The sequence below is a fragment of the Pseudomonas sp. P4_C8 genome, from assembly GCF_056401975.1.
Genome location: NZ_JBFUIH010000050.1, coordinates 1 through 24,047, shown reverse-complemented (window position 1 = coordinate 24,047; position 24,047 = coordinate 1). Strand labels below are relative to the sequence as shown.

The 24,047-nt window shown below is 57.2% G+C and carries 21 protein-coding genes; 7 read left to right on the top strand and 14 right to left on the bottom strand.

Going from position 1 to position 24,047, the window contains the following annotated elements:
• Positions 1-394 precede the first annotated feature (394 nt).
• Together AC1DWM_RS25070 and AC1DWM_RS25065 are read left to right on the top strand one after the other, a co-directional pair.
• Positions 395-673 carry a DUF2790 domain-containing protein gene (locus tag AC1DWM_RS25070; RefSeq protein WP_223521439.1) on the top strand — a complete coding sequence of 93 codons (279 nt, stop codon included), beginning with the start codon at positions 395-397 and terminating at the stop codon, positions 671-673.
• Between the two features lie 361 nt (positions 674-1,034).
• A complete protein-coding gene (locus tag AC1DWM_RS25065; RefSeq protein WP_223521445.1) occupies positions 1,035-1,241 on the top strand; it encodes a co-regulatory protein PtrA N-terminal domain-containing protein in 207 nt (68 codons plus the stop codon).
• A 181-nt stretch (positions 1,242-1,422) separates the two neighbouring features.
• On the opposite strand, the gene mqo is transcribed toward AC1DWM_RS25065, so the two are convergent.
• Positions 1,423-3,069 (bottom strand): malate dehydrogenase (quinone), encoded by a 1,647-nt coding sequence (gene mqo, locus AC1DWM_RS25060; RefSeq protein WP_477796416.1) that lies wholly within the window; start codon positions 3,067-3,069, stop codon positions 1,423-1,425.
• 316 nt (positions 3,070-3,385) lie between these two features.
• Positions 3,386-4,096: a GNAT family N-acetyltransferase gene (locus AC1DWM_RS25055; RefSeq protein WP_477796415.1), complete on the bottom strand. Its 711-nt coding sequence runs from the start codon at positions 4,094-4,096 to the stop codon at positions 3,386-3,388.
• A gap of 321 nt (positions 4,097-4,417) precedes the next feature.
• On the opposite strand from AC1DWM_RS25055, the gene AC1DWM_RS25050 reads away from it, so the two are divergent.
• On the top strand, positions 4,418-7,816 hold the full coding sequence (locus AC1DWM_RS25050; protein ID WP_477796414.1) for an Ig-like domain-containing protein: 3,399 nt from the start codon (positions 4,418-4,420) through the stop codon (positions 7,814-7,816).
• A 60-nt stretch (positions 7,817-7,876) separates the two neighbouring features.
• On the opposite strand, the gene AC1DWM_RS25045 is transcribed toward AC1DWM_RS25050, so the two are convergent.
• From AC1DWM_RS25045 to AC1DWM_RS25035, 3 genes are all read right to left on the bottom strand, one after another.
• Positions 7,877-8,236: a DUF6124 family protein gene (locus AC1DWM_RS25045; protein ID WP_477796413.1), complete on the bottom strand. Its 360-nt coding sequence runs from the start codon at positions 8,234-8,236 to the stop codon at positions 7,877-7,879.
• Positions 8,237-8,663: 427 nt separating this feature from the next.
• Positions 8,664-9,791 carry a GGDEF domain-containing protein gene (locus tag AC1DWM_RS25040; protein WP_477796412.1) on the bottom strand — a complete coding sequence of 376 codons (1,128 nt, stop codon included), beginning with the start codon at positions 9,789-9,791 and terminating at the stop codon, positions 8,664-8,666.
• Positions 9,792-10,060: 269 nt separating this feature from the next.
• A complete protein-coding gene (locus AC1DWM_RS25035) occupies positions 10,061-10,630 on the bottom strand; it encodes a YceI family protein (RefSeq protein ID WP_477796411.1) in 570 nt (189 codons plus the stop codon).
• 208 nt (positions 10,631-10,838) lie between these two features.
• On the opposite strand from AC1DWM_RS25035, the gene AC1DWM_RS25030 reads away from it, so the two are divergent.
• Positions 10,839-11,585: an SDR family oxidoreductase gene (locus AC1DWM_RS25030; protein WP_223517654.1), complete on the top strand. Its 747-nt coding sequence runs from the start codon at positions 10,839-10,841 to the stop codon at positions 11,583-11,585.
• Positions 11,586-11,720: 135 nt separating this feature from the next.
• Here the strand turns inward: AC1DWM_RS25030 and AC1DWM_RS25025 are convergent, their stop codons facing one another.
• The 3 genes from AC1DWM_RS25025 to AC1DWM_RS25015 all read right to left on the bottom strand — a co-directional run bounded on the left by AC1DWM_RS25025 (position 11,721) and on the right by AC1DWM_RS25015 (position 15,124).
• A complete protein-coding gene (locus AC1DWM_RS25025) occupies positions 11,721-12,368 on the bottom strand; it encodes a hypothetical protein (protein ID WP_223517652.1) in 648 nt (215 codons plus the stop codon).
• A gap of 610 nt (positions 12,369-12,978) precedes the next feature.
• Positions 12,979-13,671 (bottom strand): phosphoribosyltransferase, encoded by a 693-nt coding sequence (locus tag AC1DWM_RS25020; RefSeq protein ID WP_477796410.1) that lies wholly within the window; start codon positions 13,669-13,671, stop codon positions 12,979-12,981.
• A gap of 94 nt (positions 13,672-13,765) precedes the next feature.
• Positions 13,766-15,124, bottom strand: a complete 1,359-nt coding sequence (locus AC1DWM_RS25015; RefSeq protein WP_477796409.1) for an MATE family efflux transporter — start codon at positions 15,122-15,124, stop codon at positions 13,766-13,768.
• A 107-nt stretch (positions 15,125-15,231) separates the two neighbouring features.
• Between AC1DWM_RS25015 and AC1DWM_RS25010 the strand changes: the two genes are divergently transcribed.
• Positions 15,232-15,501 (top strand): hypothetical protein, encoded by a 270-nt coding sequence (locus AC1DWM_RS25010; RefSeq protein ID WP_477796408.1) that lies wholly within the window; start codon positions 15,232-15,234, stop codon positions 15,499-15,501.
• Positions 15,502-15,566: 65 nt separating this feature from the next.
• Here the strand turns inward: AC1DWM_RS25010 and AC1DWM_RS25005 are convergent, their stop codons facing one another.
• Both AC1DWM_RS25005 and AC1DWM_RS25000 read right to left on the bottom strand, forming a co-directional pair.
• Positions 15,567-16,223, bottom strand: coding sequence for a DUF2931 family protein (locus AC1DWM_RS25005; protein WP_477796407.1), 657 nt, complete (start codon positions 16,221-16,223; stop codon positions 15,567-15,569).
• Positions 16,223-17,731, bottom strand: a complete 1,509-nt coding sequence (locus tag AC1DWM_RS25000) for a phospholipase effector Tle1 domain-containing protein (protein ID WP_477796406.1) — start codon at positions 17,729-17,731, stop codon at positions 16,223-16,225. The genes AC1DWM_RS25005 and AC1DWM_RS25000 overlap by 1 nt, the downstream gene beginning before the upstream one ends.
• Positions 17,732-18,324: 593 nt before the next feature.
• Here AC1DWM_RS25000 and AC1DWM_RS24995 point away from each other — a divergent pair.
• Complete coding sequence (locus tag AC1DWM_RS24995; protein WP_223517646.1) at positions 18,325-18,684, top strand: DUF6124 family protein; 360 nt, start codon at positions 18,325-18,327, stop codon at positions 18,682-18,684.
• Between the two features lie 111 nt (positions 18,685-18,795).
• Here the strand turns inward: AC1DWM_RS24995 and arsJ are convergent, their stop codons facing one another.
• The 4 genes from arsJ to AC1DWM_RS24975 all read right to left on the bottom strand — a co-directional run bounded on the left by arsJ (position 18,796) and on the right by AC1DWM_RS24975 (position 22,425).
• Positions 18,796-20,016: an organoarsenical effux MFS transporter ArsJ gene (gene arsJ, locus AC1DWM_RS24990; protein ID WP_477796405.1), complete on the bottom strand. Its 1,221-nt coding sequence runs from the start codon at positions 20,014-20,016 to the stop codon at positions 18,796-18,798.
• A 9-nt stretch (positions 20,017-20,025) separates the two neighbouring features.
• Complete coding sequence (locus tag AC1DWM_RS24985; protein ID WP_477796404.1) at positions 20,026-21,030, bottom strand: ArsJ-associated glyceraldehyde-3-phosphate dehydrogenase; 1,005 nt, start codon at positions 21,028-21,030, stop codon at positions 20,026-20,028.
• A gap of 85 nt (positions 21,031-21,115) precedes the next feature.
• On the bottom strand, positions 21,116-21,478 hold the full coding sequence (locus tag AC1DWM_RS24980; RefSeq protein WP_223517639.1) for a metalloregulator ArsR/SmtB family transcription factor: 363 nt from the start codon (positions 21,476-21,478) through the stop codon (positions 21,116-21,118).
• A gap of 251 nt (positions 21,479-21,729) precedes the next feature.
• Positions 21,730-22,425, bottom strand: a complete 696-nt coding sequence (locus tag AC1DWM_RS24975; protein ID WP_477796422.1) for a tRNA (adenine(22)-N(1))-methyltransferase — start codon at positions 22,423-22,425, stop codon at positions 21,730-21,732.
• 281 nt (positions 22,426-22,706) lie between these two features.
• On the opposite strand from AC1DWM_RS24975, the gene AC1DWM_RS24970 reads away from it, so the two are divergent.
• On the top strand, positions 22,707-24,047 hold a 1,341-nt coding region (locus AC1DWM_RS24970; RefSeq protein ID WP_477796403.1), incomplete at its 3' end, for a DUF1302 domain-containing protein.

Genomic DNA, 24,047 nt, shown 5'->3' with positions numbered 1-24,047 from the left:
GCCCCTTGGAGCGGCCAGCCAACCGGCACGGCCATAAATCTGCAGCAATAACGAGCAACTGCGGTATCCGCACGGTCCTTCAGAGCCAGTTAGCATCGTTGCGTGGGAAATATTCCCACACCTATAGATTAGTGATGTTAGCCCGAGTGTCAACGACCGAACATCAGGACTATGGATGCCGCTTTGTGAAAGCCATCGAACTATCGGGAGACCGCCTATTGGTCATGGATAAAGGACGAGTGGTCGAGAGGCCTCTACCACGGGTGATCACCGAGACGTGACGGCGGCTCGGGCAACACCAGAAAGGGGCATTCGTCCGGGTGGAATGAACTTCACCCTCCTCCTCGGTCACATGTAATCTTTTTCAAGCGCCCCCCAGCAGAGGAACAGCCTTATGAAATTGGCCTCGGTTGTCAGCGCCGTAATTTCCAGTCTCGCACCTGGCGTATTCGCCCAGAACGGACTGCCAGAACCCGGCGCCAGCGTCTCCGCCGTGGACTATCACTACGGAATGGAAATTGATGTCCAGAAGGTGCTGCAACGCACCGACACGTCCCAGAAGACAGGTGTGGTGCCCGTGACCCTGGTCTATGAAGACAGCGAGGGCGAAGTTCACAAGATCCGTTTCCTCGAATGGGGTGGAAGCCCCGCCGACCCCACCAGCATTGCCTGATCCGCTCGCCGTTAGGGTTCCGGGCCTCGCCTGCCCCCCCAGAAGTGGAAGTTAACCCTCATATGCGCTCAGTGCGGATGATGTTTTTTGTTACCTGAAAATGGACATGATCGAATGATTAAAAGTTCATTCGCGAAAATCGCTATTGTCCTGGCAGCGTAATACCGCAAGATTAATTAATAGTAATTGCTGGATCTTAACTGCAATCAGCAACGGCAAACTCCAATCAAGCCGTGCCGAGAGCCAAGTTGATCCACCATTATAACCAAGAGGTACCATGGAACTTAGAACAAGGAAGTTCAGCTTTAGCAAACAAACCCCGCTGTTAGCAGTTCACAAAGTTTTACTTGAGGATACCCAAATGAAATCCATGAAAGCTCTCTTCGTATTCGCCGCTCTGACCGCTGCTTCTCTGGCCATGGCCACAGGTGGTGGTGACAAGACGTTCAATCGCATGGAGGCGGCCCGGAAAGTCTCGATGGAAGCCTACCAGGTTGCACAGAAACAGAAGGCTGAAGCCGCTGTAGCTCAAAGCAAAGCCAAGGCGGCCGATCACAGCAACAGCTGATCGGTGTAGCGCGTCCCCTGGTTGACCGAAATGTGCGGCCTCAAGCCTCAAATGCAGCACCGAAGGTGCTGCTAGCGCCGGTTTAACCGGGATCCCGCTTACACAATATCCAGTGTGTTGAATCCCACAAAAAAGCCCACTGACCGTCACCGGTTCAGTGGGCTTTTGTTTAGCTCTCTAATTACAGAGCCATATCAGTCGCAGCATTAGCCTTCGGTGCCTTACCCGCATCAGCCGGAGCAGCAACCGGAGCCACTACCTGACCCATCGCCGGCGGCGGAGTCAGTTCCAGCACCTTGGCGGTGTAAGCCCACTCCTCGGCCACCTTCTCAGGATTGCCATTGAGCTGAGTGCCATAGCTCGGCACGATCTGGTGCAGCTTTTCCTGCCAGGCTGGCGAAGCCACCTTGTCTTTGAAGACTTTCTGCAGCACGGTCAGCATGATCGGTGCAGCGGTCGAGGCACCTGGCGAGGCGCCCAGCAGGCCGGCAATCGAGCCGTCAGCAGACGAAACGATCTCGGTACCCAGCTTCAACACACCACCGGCAGCTTCATCACGCTTGATGATTTGCACGCGCTGGCCGGCTTGCCACAGGCGCCAGTCTTCGGCTTTGGCGTTCGGGAAGTATTCTTTCAGGGCGTTCATGCGGTCTTCGTCAGACAGCATCAGCTGGCCTGCAAGGTACTCAACCAACGGGTATTCCTTGATGCCGACCTTGGTCATTGGCCACACGTTGTGCGTGGTGGTGGTGGTCAGCAGGTCCAGGTACGAACCTTCTTTGAGGAACTTGGTGCTGAAGGTCGCGAATGGGCCAAACAGGATGACGCGCTTGCCGTCCAGAACACGAGTGTCCAGGTGCGGAACCGACATCGGCGGTGCGCCAACGGAGGCTTTGCCGTAGGCCTTGGCCAGGTGTTGCTCGGCGATGGTCGGGTTTTCGGTCACGAGGAACGAGCCGCCTACCGGGAAGCCTGCGTATTCCTTGGCTTCAGGAATGCCGGACTTCTGCAGCAGGTGCAGTGCACCGCCGCCCGCGCCGATGAACACGAACTTGGCGTCGGTTTCGGCTTTGCTGCCGTCTTTCAGGTTTTTGTAGCTGACGCGCCAGGTGCCGTCTTCGTTCTTGGTGATGTCCTGCACTTCGCTAGACAATTTCAAGTCGAAGTTGGGCGTGGTTTGCAGGTGCCCTACGAACTGGCGGGTGATCTCGCCAAAGTTGACGTCGGTGCCGATCGGGCTCCAGGTGGCCGCGATTTTCTGGTTGGGGTCGCGCCCTTCCATCATCAGCGGCACCCACTTCTTGATCACTTGCGGGTCTTCGGAGTACTGCATGCCAGCGAACAGCGGGCTCGCTTGCAGGGCTTCGTAACGCTTCTTCAGGAACTTGATGTTGTCATCGCCCCACACAAAGCTCATGTGCGGTGTGGAATTGATGAACGAACGCGGGTTCTTCAGCACGCCTTGCTGAACTTGCCAGGCCCAGAACTGACGGGAGATCTGAAACGCTTCGTTGATTTCAACGGCTTTCGGGATCTGAACGTTGCCCTTGTCGTCTTCCGGGGTGTAGTTCAACTCAGCCAGGGCGGAGTGACCGGTACCGGCGTTGTTCCAGCCGTTGGAGCTTTCCTGAGCGACGCCGTCGAGGCGCTCGATCATTTCCATCGAGGTGCCAGGTTCCAGCTCATTGAGCCAGACACCCAGTGTTGCGCTCATGATGCCGCCGCCAATCAGCAGCACATCGACTTTCTTTGCCTCTTGCGCCTGTACAGACGTGATCCCCATCGACAAAGCCAGCCCCAGCAGGGCCGTATTCACTTTCTTAAACATCTGTAGCACCTATGATAAAACGCCATCCGCCCTTCCATCCTCACGACCAAACCCCTGGCTCACGGCATTCAGGCAGGATGTCGTGGGTGTTCGTACATAAGGATTGGAGGGTGGGCACACAAGGCCGACGGACTGCGTCGACCTCAGTTATATGTCCCTACTGAACTGACTTTTTATCATTATTGGCTTCAGCTACTTGAGCGACATTGATCCTGTCGGCACGTCTGCGGGACGGGCCAACTGAACAGGTCAAACCAAGTTGGCGCGCAGAATATCACGGTCGGGCGACCGTGCGCTCCCGAAAGGACTTATGGGTCTAGTCCAGACGCGGCTCGTTCGACGCGTTCTGGCCTAAACGATTCAGCACAAACACCTTGGCGTTGCGGGTCATCTGGTCCAGATGCCGGTCGCGCTGCTTCTCGGCATCGATCATTGCGCGCTGGCCGTGTTTTTGCAGCAAGTAGTGATGGATCTGCCGAACTTCAAGCGAACTGTAGATCGAGGCCACATCCAGCAGCCCCATCAAGCCTTCACTACTATGGTCGCGGGTGTTCATCAGTACTTGCGTGCCGCGCACGCCCAGCACCTGAAAGCCCATCGATTCGAACCACGGCACCTTGGCGACGGCGCAGGTCAACTCAGCGTGCGGGTAGCGGTTGATCATGTCTTGTAGCATGGCGCGCGCAACACCTTTACGACGGTAGCCCGCGTCAACCGCCATGTAGGCCAAGCCGCACGCCTGGGGATCGTCTTTGATCGGCAGGTACAGCAGGAAACCGATGACCTTCGACGGGTCTTCATCGTCGGTGGCGACGATCAACTCGACCGCAATCCCCTTGTCCCCGTTGAGCGCTTCCAGGTACAGGTGCACTTCGAAGCCGACCGTGTATTGGTACACGTTGTACAGCGGATTGCTCGGCGCGATGCCGACCATGCTGATGTCGGTCAGGTTATCGACGACCAGTTGCAGGATCTGGCTGTTGATGTGCTCCGGGCACGGGGCTGCGAAGTGGGTGAGTTGGGGCATTGAAATTCTGACTCCGGGATAAGGCTTACAGGGCATCGGCCAGGGTATTGTCACAGATTGATCGCCGCGCTGCTTCTGTCTGCGGCTATAGAGGTTGTCGCGAATAGAGAACCTCATTCCCCGACAATGAGGAATTCCCCCCCAGTTTTACGCACTTTCCCCCAATGCGGGGATAACCCATTTTTTTTGTCACAGGCCTTTGTTTTACTAAGTTTTACTAAATATTACTAAGACTTTGGTCTGATTGCGCTCATGGCTCAGCTTTTGCTTCGGCCAAAGGGCGAGTGCCATCACCGTGGCATGCCCCAATTGAGAACTATCATGAAGAGCTCAGTCCCTGCGAACAAGTCATCTGGCTATTCCATAGCGCAGGGCATTACTTCGGTGGTGATGATCACGTTCAGCGTGACCACCCTGAACGCTGCCCCCATCGATGATGTCGGACAACCACCACCCACCGACCCCTCAGCGTACATCAACCAGCCGGCTGATCCAGCCGTAGCGCTGGAAGCACTGAAGACCATGCCAGAGGCGAACCAGGGTTCATATGCCCTGCCCAACGGTATGTATGGCAACAAGGACACGACCCGCACCGAAAACGTGCTGCCGCCGAGTTTGCAGACTTCGTTCAACATCCCCACGAATGGCAAGCCCAGCCCCCTGTTTGGCGCTCAACCGTTCACCCAGCAACTGCTGCTTTTCGAGGAATTTGGCACGGAAAAACTAGACCCGACCCTGCCCCAACCGCCGCTGTCGTTCCCCGTGCCGCTCGCCGGCCCGGCGCCCCAGCAGGACCCGAACAGCATCGCCCGCAGCGTCCCGTCGAGTGCCGCGCTGGATGCGTTCATGCGCCAGCCGGGGCTGTATCCATTCCCGTCGCAATACTCCAATGTGCTGGACCGTAACCCGTGGAAGTCGCAGATCGAAGCCTTCCTCAACCGCCATCCGGTCGGCTCGCCAGCCGAAGGCCGTCCACCGGGAAAAGGCTGGTCGCATCAGCGCTGGAACGAGTTCTACCCGCAGGTCGATTTCAAGACTGCGCAAACCGGCGCACGGACCAACCTGGGCATGCGTGACCGCAAGCAATTGCACAACTACGCCAAGGGTGAATTTGCCCCCGGCGGGCTCTATTACCAAACCTCGGATATTCCGGCAACCGCTGGCACCACCAAGGGCATCGACGCGCGTTTTCACCCGAAAATGCCGGTGCAAAATTACAAGAATCTGTGGACCTTCGACGGCACCTTACCGGCAAAATTGCTCATGGTGCGGTATGGCCAACCGGTGCTGATGCGTCACTACAACGCCCTGCCGATCGACCCGGCGGCCAATGCCGGTTTCGGCTTGCATACCCTGACCACCCACGAACACAACGGGCACTCCCCGGCGGAAAGCGATGGTTATGCCAACGCGTTTTTCTTTCCAGGGCAGTATTACGACTATCGCTGGCCGGTCCAGCTGGCCGGTTACGACACCATCAACACCACGGCGCAGGATCCGCGCGCGGCATTCCCTTGCGCGCCTGGTGAAACGCTGTACGTCAACGACGCCAGTCCCGGGCTGAAAACCTGCGACAACGGCAGCATCAAAATCCGTGGCGACTGGCGCGAAACCATGAGTACGCACTGGTTCCACGACCACATGCTCGATTTCACCGCGCAGAACGTCTACAAAGGCAACGCGGTGATGATGAACTACTACAGCGCCCTGGATCGCGGTAACGAGGCGATCGAAGACGGCGTCAACTTGCGCTTCCCCAGCGGTTCGGCAATGCCGTGGGGCAACCGTGACTACGATGTGAACCTGATGATTGCCGACAAGGCCTGGGACGCCAACGGCCAGTTGTGGTTCAACCCGTTCAACACTGACGGCTTCCTCGGAGACCAAGTGTTGGTCAACTGGCAGTACCAACCGGTGCTGAAAGTGCGGGCGCGCAGCTATCGGTTCCGTATCCTCAATGGCTCGGTGTCTCGCTACTTCAAAATAGCGCTGGTACGGCAGGTCAGCGGCACCAGCGGTGAGTTTCCGGGCCCGGCAGGCTCAGGGGTTTCCTACAATCGTGTGCCGTTTCACTTGATTGCCAACGACGGCAACATCATGGCGCACAGCCTGCCTTTCGACGGCAGCATGGACCTCGACGGCGACGGTGACTTTCAGGATCACAACGCCATTCTGCCGACCCAAGGCATCGCCGAACGCTACGACATCATTGTCAACTTTGCGAAATACGGCATCAGCACCGGCGACAAACTGTTCTTCGTCAACCTGATGGATCACCAGACCGGTAAAGGCCCGGAGAAAATAGAACTGTCACTGGCCGACGTGCTGTCCGAAAAATACAAAGCGGTGCTCAAGCAAACCAGTAATGGCCTGAAATGGGACAACGGCGATCCGGCGGTGGGCAAGTTTCTGGAATTTTTGGTGCAGCCTTACTCCGGTCAGGACCTGAGCATGGACCCGGTCGCCTATGAGCCAGCCAAACCCGGCAAGCCCGCCGGCAAGATCATGATCCCGCTGACCATTGACCGCGATAGCCCGACCGATCAGGCCAAACTCACCGCAGCGCGGCATCGCGAGTTCATTTTCGGGCGTTCTGACGGCACCGATCTTGCGCCGTGGACGATCAAGACCGATGGCGGCTTCGGCTTCCACATGGACCCACGCCGGCTCAGTGCCGCACCACAATTGGCCAACGGCCCGACGGACGCCGGGTTCTCCGGCGACGGCACCCTCGAAGTATGGCATATCAAGAATGGCGGTAACGGCTGGACCCACCCGGTGCATGTGCACTTCGAAGAAGGCGTTGTTCTCAGTCGCGACGGCCTGCCTCCGCCGGATTGGGAAAAATGGGCACGCAAGGACGTCTATCGCATTGGCGAAGGCGTCGACAGTACGATGGACGTGGAAATGGCAATCCGCTTCCGCGAGTTCGCCGGCACTTACATGGAGCACTGCCACAACACCCAGCATGAAGACAACGCGATGCTGTTGCGCTGGGATATCGAGCATCCGGGCCAGTTCCAGTTGATGCCAACACCCTTGCCGGGTTGGGACGGTGTGACCTACGTCGCTTCCGTGGCGCTGCCTACCTTCCGCACCGGCAATGACGGTAACAATAACGATGGCGACAACAAAAAACCCGTGGCCAACCCCGACAGCGCCACCGCCAGCAACGGCCAGCCGCTGACCATCAACGTGCTGGCCAACGACACCGACCCCGACAATAATCTGCCGCTCAAAGTGGTGGAGCTGAACCAGCCGGATTCCGGTAAGGGCACGGTCAGCACCGACGGTTTGCGGGTGATCTACACCCCACCGGCCATCGTCCCCGCACCGTTCACCGCGACCTTCACCTATCGCGCCAGCGATGCCAAGGACGCGAAGTCGGACCCGGCGACAGTGTCCGTCAATGTCACCGCTGCAGCGGCCAACGAGACTCTGGCGGTCACCAGCGCTTTCGTCACCGTTCGTAGCGACAATCGCTACACCTGGGATATTTCCGGGACCACCACGCGTTTTACCGGCAATAGCGTGACGGTGACCGCGTCCACTACCGCCGGGCCGCTTAACCTGGGCAAGGCCACGCTCACGCAAGTCGGTACGGGTGCGAAGTGGCGAGTGTTAGTGGCGACCGCCGGTGCCGGGCCGGCGCCAAACGCGACCATCACTGTCACGTCTGCGTTTGGCAAGACGATAACGGTGCCGATCTCCGTGCGTTAAAGCGGCATCGATAGGCGCCCCTGTGGCGAGGGAGCTTGCTCCCTCGCCACAGGACGGCGGTTACACGGGTGGCTCAATCGTATCCAGCACCCGGTTCGCTGTAATCTCCGCCACCATGATGCTGTTTGAAATACCCAGCAGGGCGTAGCGCGACTCACCCTCCAGATGATCCACCAACTGATGGACCACCACATCGACCGAGGCCAGCGTCTCGACCAAAAAAACCGCCAAGGTTTCGGTAGTGGCCGCGGGGTCCACGGAAAACAGAGTGCTGCGCGTTCGCGCGGTGGCTTTGATGTCGGCATTCGACGGGAAGTGGAAGTTCAGAGCCCGCTCGGCGGCCTCATTGAGCTTCTTTGAATCGGGTTCGTACGGGGACACCGGATCGGTGTCTGGTGGGTTGGGCGTAACTTTGAACATAAGCTTGCTTCTCTGATTGAGTGCCCACCCTCCTGCTGCTAAACGAGAGGGAGGCAGCTGTACGCAGGTTAGCAGACCGGGGAAGCTAGCAAAGCCGGCGCGCCCGAAGGCGCCCTGCGCACAACCACCATCAAGTGCAGGCATGGAAATGCCTGACTGACAAGCGCTTGTGCAGCTTACTTACAACCCCGGGCTGCTAAACCCGACCACTGATGGGCAGTGGCAGGGAAACGATAGAGGCCAGGGCCAAGGCGCACAAGCCGGCGGATTCTGGCGTAGCCGTAGGCAACGGCGCAAGGTTTTGTAGCTTTCAGGACGTAACCTTGAGCGCGTTTAAACAAACCCCTTCCGCAGATGTTTAACAGGCAGACGAACATTCCCTACACACTTCAAAACCTTGCTCGCTCAGGCCCACCCTGCCCCGCCCTTACTCTGAAACAGCCACTTGATTACGCCCGCGTGCCTTGGCCCGATAAAGCGCTTTGTCCGCATTGTTCATCAACCTTTGCAGATCATTATCGTGGAACTCCATTGAGGCGACGCCGAGACTGGCCGATATGCGGTGGACAGGGCCGGACATCAAACCACCGATAGCCTGGATCAGTTGCTCGGCAAGATTCAGGGCGACCTCAATGGGCGTGTCCGGCAGCAGGATGGCGAACTCCTCGCCACCCAACCGGCCGTATACGTCCGTTTCGCGAAAACAGCCACTGATGATGACACCCACTTGACGCAATACCTGGTCACCGACCTGGTGACCGTAAGTGTCATTGATGTGCTTGAAGTGATCCATATCCAGCATCACCACGCACAGTGGCAACCGTTTGTGTTGGCAGTCATTGAACAATTGCTGCGCGCGCTCAAAAAAAGCCCGGCGGTTTTTCAACCCGGTGAGTTCATCGGTTTGTGCGGCGAGTGTGGAAATGCGGTGCGCCTGTTCCATTTCACGGGTCACGCGGAAAGCTGTTTCCAGGGCTTCGGACAGTTTTCGAGTCGCGTTGACGACAAATGAGGCGAACACCAGGACCGCCAGCGCCATACCGAATTGCAGGGCCGACGGTTGAAACAACAGCCACGTGGTACACGGCAACAACACCAGGCCAATCGACGCTAACGTCATGTACCGATAGGACGAGTAACACGACACCGCGCTGACCGACATGCCGACGGCGAAGAGCATGACCAGCGACTGGGCCAGCAGGTCGTTTACCGGAATGACCGCCAAAGCGCCTGCGCCCCAGATACTGGCAGACAACATCAGCGTTATCCAATAGGTCCGCTCCCAGCGTTGAGGTGTGCGCTCACTTTCCGGGCTACGAAAATAGACAATAAACATCAGGATGCGCAGCAACGACGAGGCGCTTAGCAGGACAATCCAGCCGCACACGACGCGGTGATCAATACGCTCCCAGCACAGCCCACACAACATGATCGCGGCAAGGTAACTGCCGAACACAGCAGACACGGATTGATGGAATAGCTGGCGCAATCGGTCACCACGCACTTGCGCGGTGATGAACATCTCCTGATCGTGCCGATATCCTGGGCCACCCATTTGATCCTCCTGATCATGATGCTGTGACAAAAAAGTGATTGTGACACCCTCCCACTTAGGCAAACAAACGAATCACATGCCGATCGCTTAAGGACCACACTTTTTTGGTGGCAGCTGGCGTAGCCTGTGGGAGTGAGCCTTCTCGCGATAGCGGTATATCAGGCAACACAGCTGTCGACTGACACTCCGTCATCGCGAGCAGGCTCACTCCCACAGGCTTCGCCAGCTGCTATGTATGGACTCGCCCCCACTGTCTCAGCGGCAACGCGCTACCGCTGCGGCGCAACCATCTTGAACCGGATATTGATGTCGTCGGAAACGACGGCATCAGCATATTCACCGTCGCCGACTTTGAAGTCGCTTCGCTTGAGCGTTAACTGGCCATCGAAAATCCCGATGGTCTTCTTCGCCTTCAGCTGGACCGGAACCGCCACCTCACGGGTAATGCCTCTGAGTGTCAGTTTGCCGATGATTGTGTACTTGTTGTCGCCAAGTGCCTTCACATCGGTCGATTCAAAGGTCGCCACCGGATAAGCCGCTGTATCGAACCAGGCGGGTTTTTGCAGTTCAGTGTTGGCCTCGCTGCTGCCGGCATCAATGCTGTCGAGCTGGATGGTGAGCGACGCATGGGCCGCGGCGGGGTTGGCCGTGTCGAAATCAAGCTTGGCTTCAAACTTGCCAAACGTGCCATACACCCGCGAGCTGAACTGGTTGTACGTGAAGGAGATTTTGCTCGCAGCCTGATTGACCTGCGTGTACTGAACCGCTTGCGCGCAGGGCAAGACGCCGACAGTGAGCAAGGCAACCAGAACAGCGAGCCGCGGGAATCGAAAAGTCATGGGATTCTCCGGTCAAGGCGTCCGGTCATGAGCCGAAACGCTCGCACACCTACGCCAGCGATAGGTGGACTAAAGCAAACAACGACCAATTCTTCCACTTGCCGTGCTGACATGCGACCACTTGTCGGCCAACACGGCTCAGCGCCCGATCCTGCCACCTGTGCGGGTCTTTAATAATTGCTGAACTCACCACGGCGGGAGACAGGACATGAAGATCGTCGTTATCGGAGGTACCGGGCTGATCGGCAGCAAAGTCTGTAAAAATCTGCAGGATCTGGGCCATGAAGCCTTCGCGGCGTCACCGAGTACCGGCGTGAATGTCATCAGCGGCGAAGGGCTGAAGGAGGCGCTAAAAGGCGCCGACGTGGTGGTCGACGTCGCGAACTCGCCCTCTTTCGAAGACCACGCAGCGTTGCATTTTTTTGAAACAGCCGGGCACAACCTGTTGGCGGCGGAAAAGCTCGACGGCGTCAAACACCATGTGGCCCTGTCGGTCGTCGGCACCGAACGGATGCTCGACAGCGGTTACTTCCGGGCAAAAATGGCGCAGGAAAATCTCATCAAGAAGTCGGGTATTCCCTACACCATCCTGCGGGCTACGCAGTTCTTTGAGTTTATCCATGCCATTGCTCACTCCGGGCGTGAAGAAGGCGACACCATTCACTTAACGTCTGCGGCGTTGCAACCGGTGGCCTCGGCGGATGTTGCGCAGGCATTGACAGCAATCGCGCTGAAAGCGCCTGTCAATCAGACCGTCGAAGTGGCTGGACCTGATAACCGCCCTCTCGTTGAATTCGCGAGCGATTACCTGAAGCACACCAACGACCCGCGCCAAACCGTAGCGGACAACACGGTTCCTTACTTTGGTGCGCCAATCAACAACCAGTCGCTGACACCGGGCGCCAACCCCATCGTCGGTGCGACCCGCTTTCAGGATTGGCTAAAGACCCACTAGGCGCCCATCTGCCACGGTGAGGGTGGCTGTAAAACAAAAACGACCTCCTTGATGCTGGCATTAGTTGCCCAGCACAAAGGAGGTCGCTTCTGTCAGGCTCCGAACAAGCCTGTAAGGTCTACTCGCTTAACCGACTTAACAAGCGGCTGCGAATGTCCGCGGAGACGCAATGGCGTAGTCCGGTTGTTTCGCCCGCTGAGTCAACACAAGCATCGCCAGGAACCCCAGTGCAATCAGCACCGGATAGGCCATCAATAGTTCAGTAAGGGAATACTTCCAGGCCAGCGGACGACCGACCCCCAACATGGCCGCGTACATCCAGGATACTGCCGACAGCGAGCCGCAGAACAGTGCTGTCATCCGGGCGCTGAACCCGAGATTGAGCAATGAGCCGGCCTTTTGCAGAGCAGGCAGTACCAGGCGATGCAATACGACACCGTTGTAAGTCAGCAAGGCGACAATAATGACTTTGGCTTGAAGTTTTGGATTCATAAAGTAGTTCATGCCTTTGTCCAGGTAATCGATACCGATGATCGCGGCACCTGTTACCCACAAGGCTATCAACGCAACACTGACAGACTTCTGAAGACTTTCCATGTGAGCATTATCATGCTCCGTAAATGTTTTTCGCTTAAATAGATCTCTCACCATCGCAATATCGCTGGTCAATACCAAACCAATGGCGACACAACACGCAACTAAATGGACATAAACAACGCCCAATCGTAAGAATTCCATGAATTCTTTATTTTCAATCAGGCTCATAATTGTATTTATCGCCACGGTACGTTCTCCACCTTATTCGACAGTACTGATCGATGCTCTACAGGTTATATATTTATTCCAAATACACCTGTTCGATCCTACTGATTCAAGATAAGCCAACTCATAGACTTGGCACGGCCAAGATCATTGATTCGCACAGCGAACCAACGATCTGCTTAAGTATTTCTCCCGGGTTTCAGTGAAAAAAATCCCCATAGCATTCAATGCACATGAGGCTCAATTTTCCACTTCTTTACTACGGATTCTGGTGCAAGTCATGAATGACTGCTGAAGAATGAGAGCCCAAGAATACCCGAATGTTCATTTTTTGAGCACACTACCGACAAACGGTAGTTAGAATTTGTGACTTATCGCGCCGACACTAAGTCGTAGACTATCCCTGATAGGCCCATGATAACTGGCCTGCTTAATTTACATGGACTTCATAATAAATTTATTGGATCCATTAGTTGCTGACCACGTCAGGGCGCGCGTAATAGCGAGCGACTCGCATTAAGGGCACAGTAACTTAAAACAGTCATACTTTTTAAATCAGGAAATCTCAGGTGTCGAGGGTGCCCGGTCTGGGCGTTACCCGCACGCCCGTGAGCGCTCTGATTTTTGGCAATTAAGGTTCGGGATTCGGCTGATCGGCGCAGCCCTCTTTCTCCCAGGCTCGTTGCAACAGCCTGATGACCTCCGCATCCGAGGTCTGGGAAAAATCCATGTACCAATGCCCAATCGACATCAGCCACTCAGGCATGAGCGGGCAGATCAATTCATCTACCTCACTGCGCAACGCCTCGACTGTCTCGGGTGGCCCAACCGGCACCGCGACCACGATGTCAGACGGCTCATGCACCCGCGCCGCGTGAATCGCCGCCATCATTGAGGCGCCTGTCGCCAGACCATCGTCGATCAAAATCACCACCTGATCCTTGAGTTGCACAGGCGCGCGCGTTCCCCGGTAAACCTGCTCGCGCCGCAACAACTCCCGCGTCTCCCGGGCGACCACCGCATCGAATGCATCCTTATCAATCGGGTGCGTTCGCAACGCCTGTTCATTGAGAATCTGGATGCCGCCGCTGGCTATCGCGCCCATGGCGAACTCCTCGTGCGACGGCACACCGAGCTTGCGCACCAGCATCAGATCGAGGCGAACGTCCAGCGCCGTGGCCACTTCATAGGCCACCGGCACGCCGCCACGGGGCAAGGCGAGGACGATCACTTCCGGGCGATGAGCGTAGGCGAGCAACGGCGCCACCAGACGCCGACCGGCCGCTGCCCGGTCCTGCAAAACGATGTTCGATGGGGGACTCATTTGAAAACCTCCTCAGACGATCACGCCCGTCGGTTTCATCACGCAGTCCCAGAGAATTGTCGGCCTGACCGTAGCCGACATCAAGCGGCGCCGCTTACACCAATCGCTGGATTTGCTGATGCCGCCAAACGAAGCTGTAATACGCGGTCTGCAACGCCAGCATCCCCAGATACGCCACCGGAAACGCCATCCACACGCCCTGCAAACCAAAATGCCCGTCCAGCACATACGCCACCGGCAACTGCACCAACACCACGCAAAAAATCGACACCGCCATCGGCACCAACACCGTGCCACTGGCGCGCATGATGCCGCCGACAATCGCCTGGAAGCCAAACACCAACAGACTCCAGAGCATGATGTGCAACAAGTGCTCGGCCATTGCCCGCGTCGAGTCATCCGTCAGAAACAGCCCCAACAACCAGTGCGACAACAAGTAACCCAACACCACCAACCCTCCGGTCAGGCACACATTGATCAGCAGCCCCGTGCGCAAAATCGGCCCCATGCGCTGCAGGCGCCCTGCCCCAATCGCCTGAGCCCCGAGAATCGACGCCGTGATCGCAATCGACAGCGCCGGAAACTGCACGTAATTAACGATCTGCGTCACCGCCCCATACGCCGCCGTCGCCTGCGAACCGTGCTGGTTCACCAGCGCCAGAATCACCAGTTCCGAGACCGACAACACCACCATCTGCAACCCGGTCGGCAAGCCGATGCGCAACACCTTGCCAAGAATCACCCGATCCAGCTTCATCGCCGCAAACATTTCCCGATCCGGCGCCAAAGGATGCCCCTTGCGAATCAACCGCCACGCCAGCCACCCCATCGCCGACAAGTTACCCGCCAACCCGGCATACGCCGCACTCTGAATCCCCATCATCGGCAACCCGAACCAGCCACGAATCAACGCTGGCGTCAGCGCCAACCCGATACACGTCGACACCACCAACGCGATCAGTGGCGACAACGTATCGCTCACCCCGCGCAGCAATTGGGTGAACAGCACGTAGACCAGCAGCGACGGCATGATCCACATCATCACGTGGGCGTAGGACACCGCGTCGTCCAGCACATCGGCCGGCGTGCCCAAACCCTGCAAGGCTGGCCTGGCGAACACACTGCCCAGCACCGCGGCGGACAGACCGATCATTGCGCCCAACAGCAACGTAGTCGCGGCGATGGTCTTCACCAGGTGCAGCTCACGCGCGCCCCAGGCCTGGCCGATCAACACGCTGGCGCCCGCGCCTAAGCCGATCACCAAGGCGATGAAGAAGAAAACGATGGGGAACATGCCTGATACGGCCGCCAGGGCTTGGGTGCCGAGCATCTGGCCGATATAGATGCTGTTGACGGTGCCTGACATGGATTGGAGGAAGTTCGACAGGACCATCGGGGCGAGGAAAAGGAGGTAGGTTTTCCAAAGCGGGGTTGATTGGGCGGGGGTTTGCATGGAGGGTCCGTCTCGGATGGGGCGCGGTTTGGGGATTCTACGCTACGAGATTTGAGCGCAGTGGGTCGTGATTCACATGTCTGGCCAGCTCTATTGTGATTGTAAACATGGCTGACGACTCTACAGGCGCCAGCTATGTAACACCGACAACGACACAGGCAACTGCGACTACGGTAGGAAATACTGCGTACGGAACTGCAACTACCTATGGCGGACAGAGCTTCTTTTTCACCTACCCAAACACGACCAATACGACCAATACGACCAATACGACCAATACGATTGTTTGTTTCAAAGAAAAACCAACCATGCAAGGCTTAGTTTATGAAGCAAAATTTGTAATCGCATCACTCAAGATGAAATATGGAATCAAGTGACGCAAGAGCATCTTTAGTAACGCACGTCCTATGAGGTGGGGAGGCCTATCAGTCACATTGGGTACTCACCAGCTACCGTAAGGAATGCCGTATTTTTCTATGTATCGCTTTGCCTTTTTACTGACGGGGTAGCCATAACGGCCTTCATTTTTTCCTTGACTAGGTCCCAGCGGCTCAATCTCTGCTTGGGCCCTAGCTACTTTGACGGGACGGTGGCATGAATCTCTGACCCAGACCTGTACGACGCCGCCAGGGGCAAGGCCCAGATAGATAGCGGCCCTATACCGGGCCTCTTGTTCAGGGGTTGCCGGGCAGCGCTGCATGATTGATGAGTGCATAAGTTGTCTGGCTTGATCGGGAATGTCCACCCAGACTTTATAGGTCTGTGGCTCTACCATGGACTGCCACCGCACAAAAATACGTTGGGGAAGGTCGGCGCCGACCACCGCTTTTCCGGAACCGCCGACGCCTCGCCAACCTCTTGCGGACTCTGTTCCGTCTTCGGGCTCACCACCCGAGGCGGAACCCCCACCAGTGTGGTGAAACAGCTTGCCGTTGATGTCTTCCACGGCGCTGTCCTCAACCCATACCTTCATGTAGAGGGGTTCGGTGAAATCGAGCTCCCTCCACTGGGACTTGGGGTCGTTTTTTGCTGAAAGCGGGTCGACAGACTGGCAGCCGGCAATGAGTAGGATGCCCAGTAGCGTGATGAGTAGTTTCATTACCAAATCGTCCAGTCAGGCACATGAGGGTGTTGCACGCGGATCGCATCCTGTGTGGGGGCATTGATGTAAACAGCCTTTAGACCGCTGCCGTCTTTTCTACCCAGTGGGTGGTTCCAGTTGGCGGAGGTGTGGATGTACTTCAGTTTCAGGAGCTGTTCTTCTTGCGGTGTGGTGCTGTAGTCGCTCGCGATAAACCTGTCACAGAGCGCTTGAAGCTCTACTGGTACCGCCAGTTCAGGCGCATCAACGATATCGTTAAAGCGAACCCCCTTTTCCTTCGCCAATTGATACATCACACGCAGGTAAACGAGTGAAAGCTTGCCGCTTACCGGACGCTTGAGCTGCAATGCGGCATAAACGCGTTTCCGACCTGGACTAAGCCGGTCTAGTCGCTGTTGCGGCACTTCGGACGCAGGGGGAGTGACAATCTCCAGGAGTTCAGGAGGCCAGCCTTTCACTAGCCATTGGTTTTTTACATTCTCGGCGTCGCGATAGATCGAGGTGGTAACAACGTCGGTGTTGATAGGCACTTCCAAAGCCTGCATAGGGCTGACCAATACACACTCTTGTGCTTCGGCGAGGTATCCTCCGCCGACATCCGAGTGAACACCGGGTACTGTAATTTCCGGGAAGGCCGGTTTGATTCGACTGAGGGCAAAGTTGGCTCGGCATTCATCTCGCGCCACCAACTGGACGACGTCAGTGAAAAAGCGCCGATCAAGGTAAAGTTTGATGCCTGTCGCGACAGGGCTTTTGATATTCCCCAGGTTGGACCAGCCGGCAATTGATGGCACGGTATCGAACAGGCCAATAAAGCCCATGTTGATGTCGCTTTTGTATTGGTCAATGAAGGTCGAACTGAAGGCTTTGGAATTGCCGCGCAGAACGTCCCCTAAAGGGCCTTGCTTGCCACGCACGATTTCATTGGCAAAGTGTCGAGCGGCGGCTGCACCGCGACTAAAGCCAAAAGTATCAAACGTCAGTGAACAGATTTCACTGCCAGGGTTGTCGGCCAACACTTCATTGATGCTCTGCTTGATCAATACGAACGAAGACTGAACTCGCCCTGCGACGCCGGTATCGCCGCGTCCAGTGCCCGCCCCCAAGACGCTGTCTGCCTCACCCGATTGGGTACCAATGCCTTCGATGTAGACGACACGGGAGGCGCTTTTTTGCGGGCCATTGCCTTCTGCTTGTTGAGTGACGTAGTACAGATCACTCAGCTTTTTCACATTGCTGGTGTCGTTGCCATAGCTGCTGTCCGGATCACTCATGAACGGCTTGCAACTGGTGTTGATGTCTTTTGGTGCAATGGGGTGATGGGCTCCGCAGAGCAGGCCCGCCTCCGCGTTGTTGGCGTTGTTACCGGTGCCATCAAAGAAGACACCGATGCGTAACGCTATGCCGGTTTTTTGTGCCTCGGTTGCGGGCTCTTTGCCGTACTTTTCGTATTCCGCCCAGCGCTGAGCGTGAACATTGACCGGTGTCACTCCTGGATTACGCAAGTTCTACGGTGTATTGGGTAGTGCAGGCTTAGGGACATAACCACTCATTCCTTGATTCCTTGGGACTGATCCTTGATTTGCAGTCGCAGGGTGACACTCAAGGTAAGGCGAATCAACGCATGGCACTTTGCCTATTCAGACCGAGCATACTTCAGTGACGAGTGCACCCCGTCCTCGCCAAGATGCTGCTGTGAGCACTTAGGTAAAACGAAACTATTGTTCTTTTGCTTTTTAAACGTCATTGGGAGGTGCTTGTTTAATCCCCATCAAGGTTACGTCCTGAAAGCTACAAGACCTTGCGCCATTGCCTACCGTTACGCCAGAATCCGCCGGCTTGTGCGCCCTGGCCCTGGCCTCTATCGTTTCCCTGCCACTGCCCATCAGTGGTCGGGTTTAGTCGCCCGGGGTTATAAGTAAGGTGCATAAGCTCCTGTCAGTCCGGTATTCCCATACCTGCACTTGATGGTGGTTGTGCGCAGGGCGCCTTCGGGCGCGCCGGCTTTGCTAGCTTCCCCGGTCGACTAACCTGCGTACAGCTGCCTCCCTCTCGTTTAGTCGCAGGAGGGTTGGCGCCCAATCAGAGAAGCAAGCATATGTTCAAAGTAACGCCGAACCCACCGGACACCGATCCGGTCTCCCCGTACGAACCCGATTCAAACAAACTCAACGAGGCCGCTGAACGCGCTCTCGACTTCCACTTCCCGTCGAATGCCGACATCAAAGCCACCGCGCGTACACCCAGCAAATTGTTTTCCGTTGACCAAGAGGCGACCAACGAAACCCTTGTGGTGTTTTTGGTCGAAACACTGGCCTCGGTCGATGTGATGGTCCATCAGTTGGTGGACCATCTGGAAGGTGAAGCCCGCTACGCGTTGCTGGGCATTTCAAACAGCATCATGGTGGCGGAGATCACGGCTAACCGGGTGCTGGATAAAATTGATATGCCTGCTTAGTTGCGGTCTGCGTTGATAAGCAGGTAAGTGACGCAGGGTTTTGCAGTTGGTCCCTTTTTGGGGCCGCTGCGAAGCCCAACCTGGGAGAGTGTCTGCTATCACCCAAAGCAGTTATTCACTCAGCGCGTGACGGGGCAATGCAATCGAAATCAAAGCAGCAAGCAGCACGAATGCACTTGATATCCATAAGCACGCCCCCAGCCCGGACACCTGGTAAACCCAACCGGAAAGCACCGTACCTATCAACCGCCCCAAGGCGTTCGACATGTAATAAAACCCCACATCCAGCGACACGCCGTCTTCCTTGGCGTAGGACACGATCAGGTAGCTGTGCAGCGACGAATTCACTGCGAACAGCACGCCAAAAACCATCAGTCCACCCAGCAGCACTGCCTGTTGCGACAGGCCGGTGTTCAGCCCGAGAGCAATGGCCACAGGCAGGCCCGCCAGTGCAAGCGCCCAAAGAAACGCTGCACGACCATCCGGTACGTGCCCACGCTTCTTTCCCGTGATATTGGGCGCGAAGGACTGCACGATGCCGTAGCCAATCACCCAGGCCGCAAGAAACCCGCCAACCTTCCAGAAGTCCCAGCCGAAGACACTGCTCAGGTACACCGGCAAGGCCACCACGAACCAGACATCACGGGCACCGAACAGGAACATCCGCGCCGCGGAGAGGATATTGATCGCCCGACTCTTGGACAGGATGTCGCGAAACTTCGGCTTGGCTTTCGCTTTGCCCAGGTCCTTCTTCAACAGGATCAAGCTGCTGATCCAGATCAGCGTCAGGACACCCGCCATGGCCAGCAAGGCGCCTTTGAAACCAATCAATGCGAGCAAGGCGCCACCCAGAAAAAAGCCGACCCCCTTGAGTGCGTTCTTCGAGCCGGTGAGGATCGCCACCCACTGGTAGAGCTTGCCCTGCTGTCCATCCGGAACCAGAAGCTTGATGGAGCTTTTCGCGCTCATCTTGTTCAGGTCTTTGGCAATCCCGGACAACGCCTGAGCGCCCATCACCCATGGAATGGTTAGCCAGGCCACCGGAACCGTCAGCATCAGCAGCGCCGCGACCTGGATGCCCAGCCCGATGTTCATGGTCCGGTTCAGACCCAGCCGGGCGCCGAGGTAGCCACCCACCAGGTTGGTGATCACGCCAAAGAGTTCGTAGAACAGAAACAACGCCGCGATTTGAAGCGGGCTGTAGCCCAACGCGTGAAAGTGCAGCACCACCAACATGCGCAAGGCGCCGTCGGTGAGGGTGAAGGCCCAGTAGTTGCCCGTCACGAGCAGGTACTGCCGCACTTGCGGAGCGAGGGCTGACAACGCTTTCATTGCCGCTCCTTAGACCGCTAGACCGACCATCTTGGCCAGTTCGACGGTGCGATTGGCATAGCCCCATTCGTTGTCGTACCAGGCATAGAGTTTGACCTGAGTGCCGTTGATGACCATGGTCGACAGCGCATCGATAATCGATGAACGCGGGTCGGTACGGTAGTCGATGGACACCAGTGGGCGCTCTTCGAATCCGAGAATGTCTTTAAGCTCGTTCTCGGAAGCGTCCTTGAGGAACTGATTGACCTCTTCGACAGTGGTGGCGCGCTCGACTTCAAAGACACAGTCAGTCAGCGAAGCGTTGGCCAGCGGCACGCGAACGGCGTGACCATTGAGGCGTCCACGCAGCTCCGGGAAAATTTCGGCAATGGCGGTGGCCGAACCGGTGCTGGTCGGGATCAGGCTCATACCCGAAGCACGCGCACGGCGCAGATCCTTGTGCGGCTGATCGAGGATGCTCTGAGTGTTGGTCAGGTCGTGAATAGTAGTGATCGAACCGTGACGAATACCCAGCTTTTCGTGGATCACTTTAACGACTGGAGCGAGGCAATTGGTGGTGCATGACGCCGCCGTGACGATGCGATGTTGCGCCGCATTGAACAGTTGATGATTGACGCCCATGACGATGTTCAACGCGCCTTTTTCCTTCACCGGGGCGCTGACCACCACACGCTTCACGCCTTGGTCGAGGTAAGCCTGAAGCACGGCGACGGTCTTCATCTTGCCGCTGGCTTCAATCACCAGATCACAGCCCGACCAATCGGTGGCGGCAATTACCGTGTTGCCCGTTACCTTGATTCGTTTGCCGTCGATGACGATGCTGTCGCCCTCGGAATCGGCCTGGTAATTCCAACGGCCGTGTACCGAATCGAAGTTCAGCAGGTGCGCATGAGTCGCCGCGTCCCCAGCTGGGTCGTTGATCTGCACGAACTCAAACTCCGGCCAGCTCCAGGCTGCTCGCAAAGCGAGGCGACCGATCCGGCCAAAACCATTGATGCCAACTTTGATAGTCATGTTGTTGTGCTCTGTATCTGTTGTCAGTGGGAATTCGACCGGGTGTCGAACTGGCCGATGTATTCAATGAAGCGGAATCGGCGATTCAGCTTTCGCAGCAGGCCAGTGCCCGTTCAGGACGGTCACCCATTTCTTCAAGGCGTTTGGCGTCAGGGCTCAACCAATGCTGGTTGCTTTCGAGCACAGTGGTCAGCACTTGATGGACCCAATCAGGGAGATTTGGGTGCAATCGGTAATACACCCATTGGCCTTGCCGACGGTCCGACAGCAAACCGCAACTGCGCAACTGCGCGAGGTGTCTGGAGACTTTTGGCTGACTCTCATTCAACGCGCAGGTCAGCTCGCAAACACATAGCTCTCCTTCACGGGTGATGAGCATCATCGTGCGGACCCGAGTGTCGTCAGCCAGGCATTTGAAGACAGTGGTCGGTGTCAGAGGGTCAGCCATATCGTTTCTCAGTGTTTGTTTTTGACCAAGAGAGTGATGATCTGATCGAAACGCTCACCAGCGAAAGGACACAGGCTTTGCTGGTCAGGGTGAAGTCTCAGCTCATATACGGGAAAACGAATATATGATTTCCCGTATATAAGGTAAATAGTCAACTTCAGATCAATCCATCAAAGCGATTGGACTCCGCTGCCTCCCCGTCAATAAAAGCTCTGAATGTCGGCATCAGTACCCAGACACCTTGGGCGGGATCAAGCCAGCAGTTCGGTGATCCACCGGGCTTGCCGGGCGATGTCCCGCACCGTCTCCTCGGGCACAGCCTGCCGAGCCCGGGCAAAGCTGTTCAGGGTCTTCTGTTTCTCGCGCAACAGGCGCTGCCACTTGACCAGGAACGCCGGGCTGCGCGCCTGCATCTGCAGAGGGCCGAAATACAGCTCCTCGGCGGTGTACACCATCGGCCCGTCGCGCTCGGCGACGATGATTTCGTAGTCGAAACGGTTTTCCCGCAGCACTTCCTCGCAGAGGATGCGGTAGCCATTTTCCATCAGCCATTGGCGCAGTGGCTGTTCGCCGCCGTTGGGCTGCAGGATCAGGCGCTCCTGGCCACTCAGGCGCGCCTTGCCGCTGTCGAGGATGTCGCGGATCGTCTCGCCGCCCATGCCACAGATGCTGATCGCCGTGATCCCGTCTCCCGGTTCGATCGCCGCCAGGCCATTGGCCAGGCGCACGGTGATTCGCTGGTCGAGGTCGTTCTCGCGCACGGTGCGTTCAGCCGAGCGGAACGGCGTCAATGCCACCTCGCCGGCCACCGCCGCCACGATGCCGCCCCGGCGCATCAACGCCACCGGCAGGTAGCCGTGATCCGAGCCGATATCGGCCAGGCGCGCATCTGCTGGCACATGCGCCGCCACGCGCTCCAGGCGCATGGACAATGTCTGTTCGTTCAACTGCAGTTCCTTTTCACCACGAACGTCCGGCACCTTAGGCCAGATCGGGACACGATTCTGCCGAGCAACGCCGTGCATTTCAAATCCCTGCGACCAAGGCCACGCCTTTAGAGTCGTAGAGAAAGCCCCCCTCTTCCACGACCAGACTGTGAGTTTTTTACTCCACTGCCATGCTCGGTGCCTTTACCCGGTAAAAAACGTCATCAAGAAAAGTCCGTGGAACAAGGAAGTGCGGGAATGCCGCTACGCTTGTAAAAAATAAAAGCAGGCGGGGACACGCAATGCCCAACAATAAGCGTCAAGGGTTCACGGTTCCGCGCTACACCTTGCTGGCTTCGGCCATCCTGGCGGCTTCCATGCCGACCGCCCAGGCGGTTGAACTGGATACAGGCAATCCGGACTGGGCCGCGCGTATCGATAACACCGTCAGGTACAACTACGGTGTGCGCACCGAAAGCGCCGACAAGCGCATGTTGGGGACGCCAAACAACAACGATGGCGACTACAACTTCCGCAAGGCCGGTACCGACATCACCAACCGTGTCGACCTGTTGACCGAGATGGACGTGGTCTACAAGAACGCCATGGGCTTTCGTGTCAGTGCTGCCAGCTGGTACGACAAGGCGTATGAAAACACCGGTTCCAACTCCAACCCGTTCGTCAACGGCAATGACTCACGGTCCGGTCTGATCGCTAACGATCCACGCCTGGCCGGCGTCACCAACGACGACGTCGGCTTTGGCAGCCCGCACCTGAGCAACTACGCTCAGCGTTATTACACCGGGCCGTCTGGCGAAATTCTCGATGCGTTCGTGTTCTACAGCACYGAAGTGGGCGARGAGTCTTTGTTCAGCGCCAAGGCCGGTCAGCACAAYGTGTTCTGGGGCGAGACCATTCTCAACCCGGTGCACTCGATCAGCTACGGCCAGTCCGGCCTCGACCTGGCCAAACTGGCKGCGTCGCCGGGTACRGAAACCAAGGAGYTGTTCGTTCCGCGTAACCAGTTGTCGATGTCGTTCACCGTTAACCCCGAGTTGACCGTGGGTGCGCAGTACTTCCTGGATTGGGACGCCGCTCGCCTGCCCGAAGCGGGCACCTACTACGGTGGTTCCGATCTGGTGGGCTTTGGCGCCAAATCGTTCCTGTTGGGCAACACCAACGCCGTGGTTCCGGGCAGCCCGCTGGGTTGTGGCCTGGCACAGTGCAACGCGTTGACCAACGTGCGTCGTGGTCATGACCTGGATCCGCACAACAGCGGTGACTGGGGCGTGATGGCCAAGTGGTCGCCGGCCTGGCTGGACGGGACACTCGGCGTCTACTACCGAGAAACCTCGGACATCCTGCCGCAAGCCTGGCTGGATGCCAGAGGCATCTCCTCGGCCAACCCGAACGGCACCCCGCCAGCCGGGCAAGTGCCGGCGCTGGTCAACACGCTCAACTCGTTGAGCACCGCCACCTATCAACTGGCCTATGCCGACAATATTCAGATTTTCGGCCTGAGTCTGTCCAAGGATGTCGGCGTTGTGAGTGTAGGTTCGGACCTGAACGTGCGTCACAACATGCCGCTGGCCAGTATCCCGGCCATCGTCAGCACCACCAGCCCGCTGGGCCTGGGCCAAGGC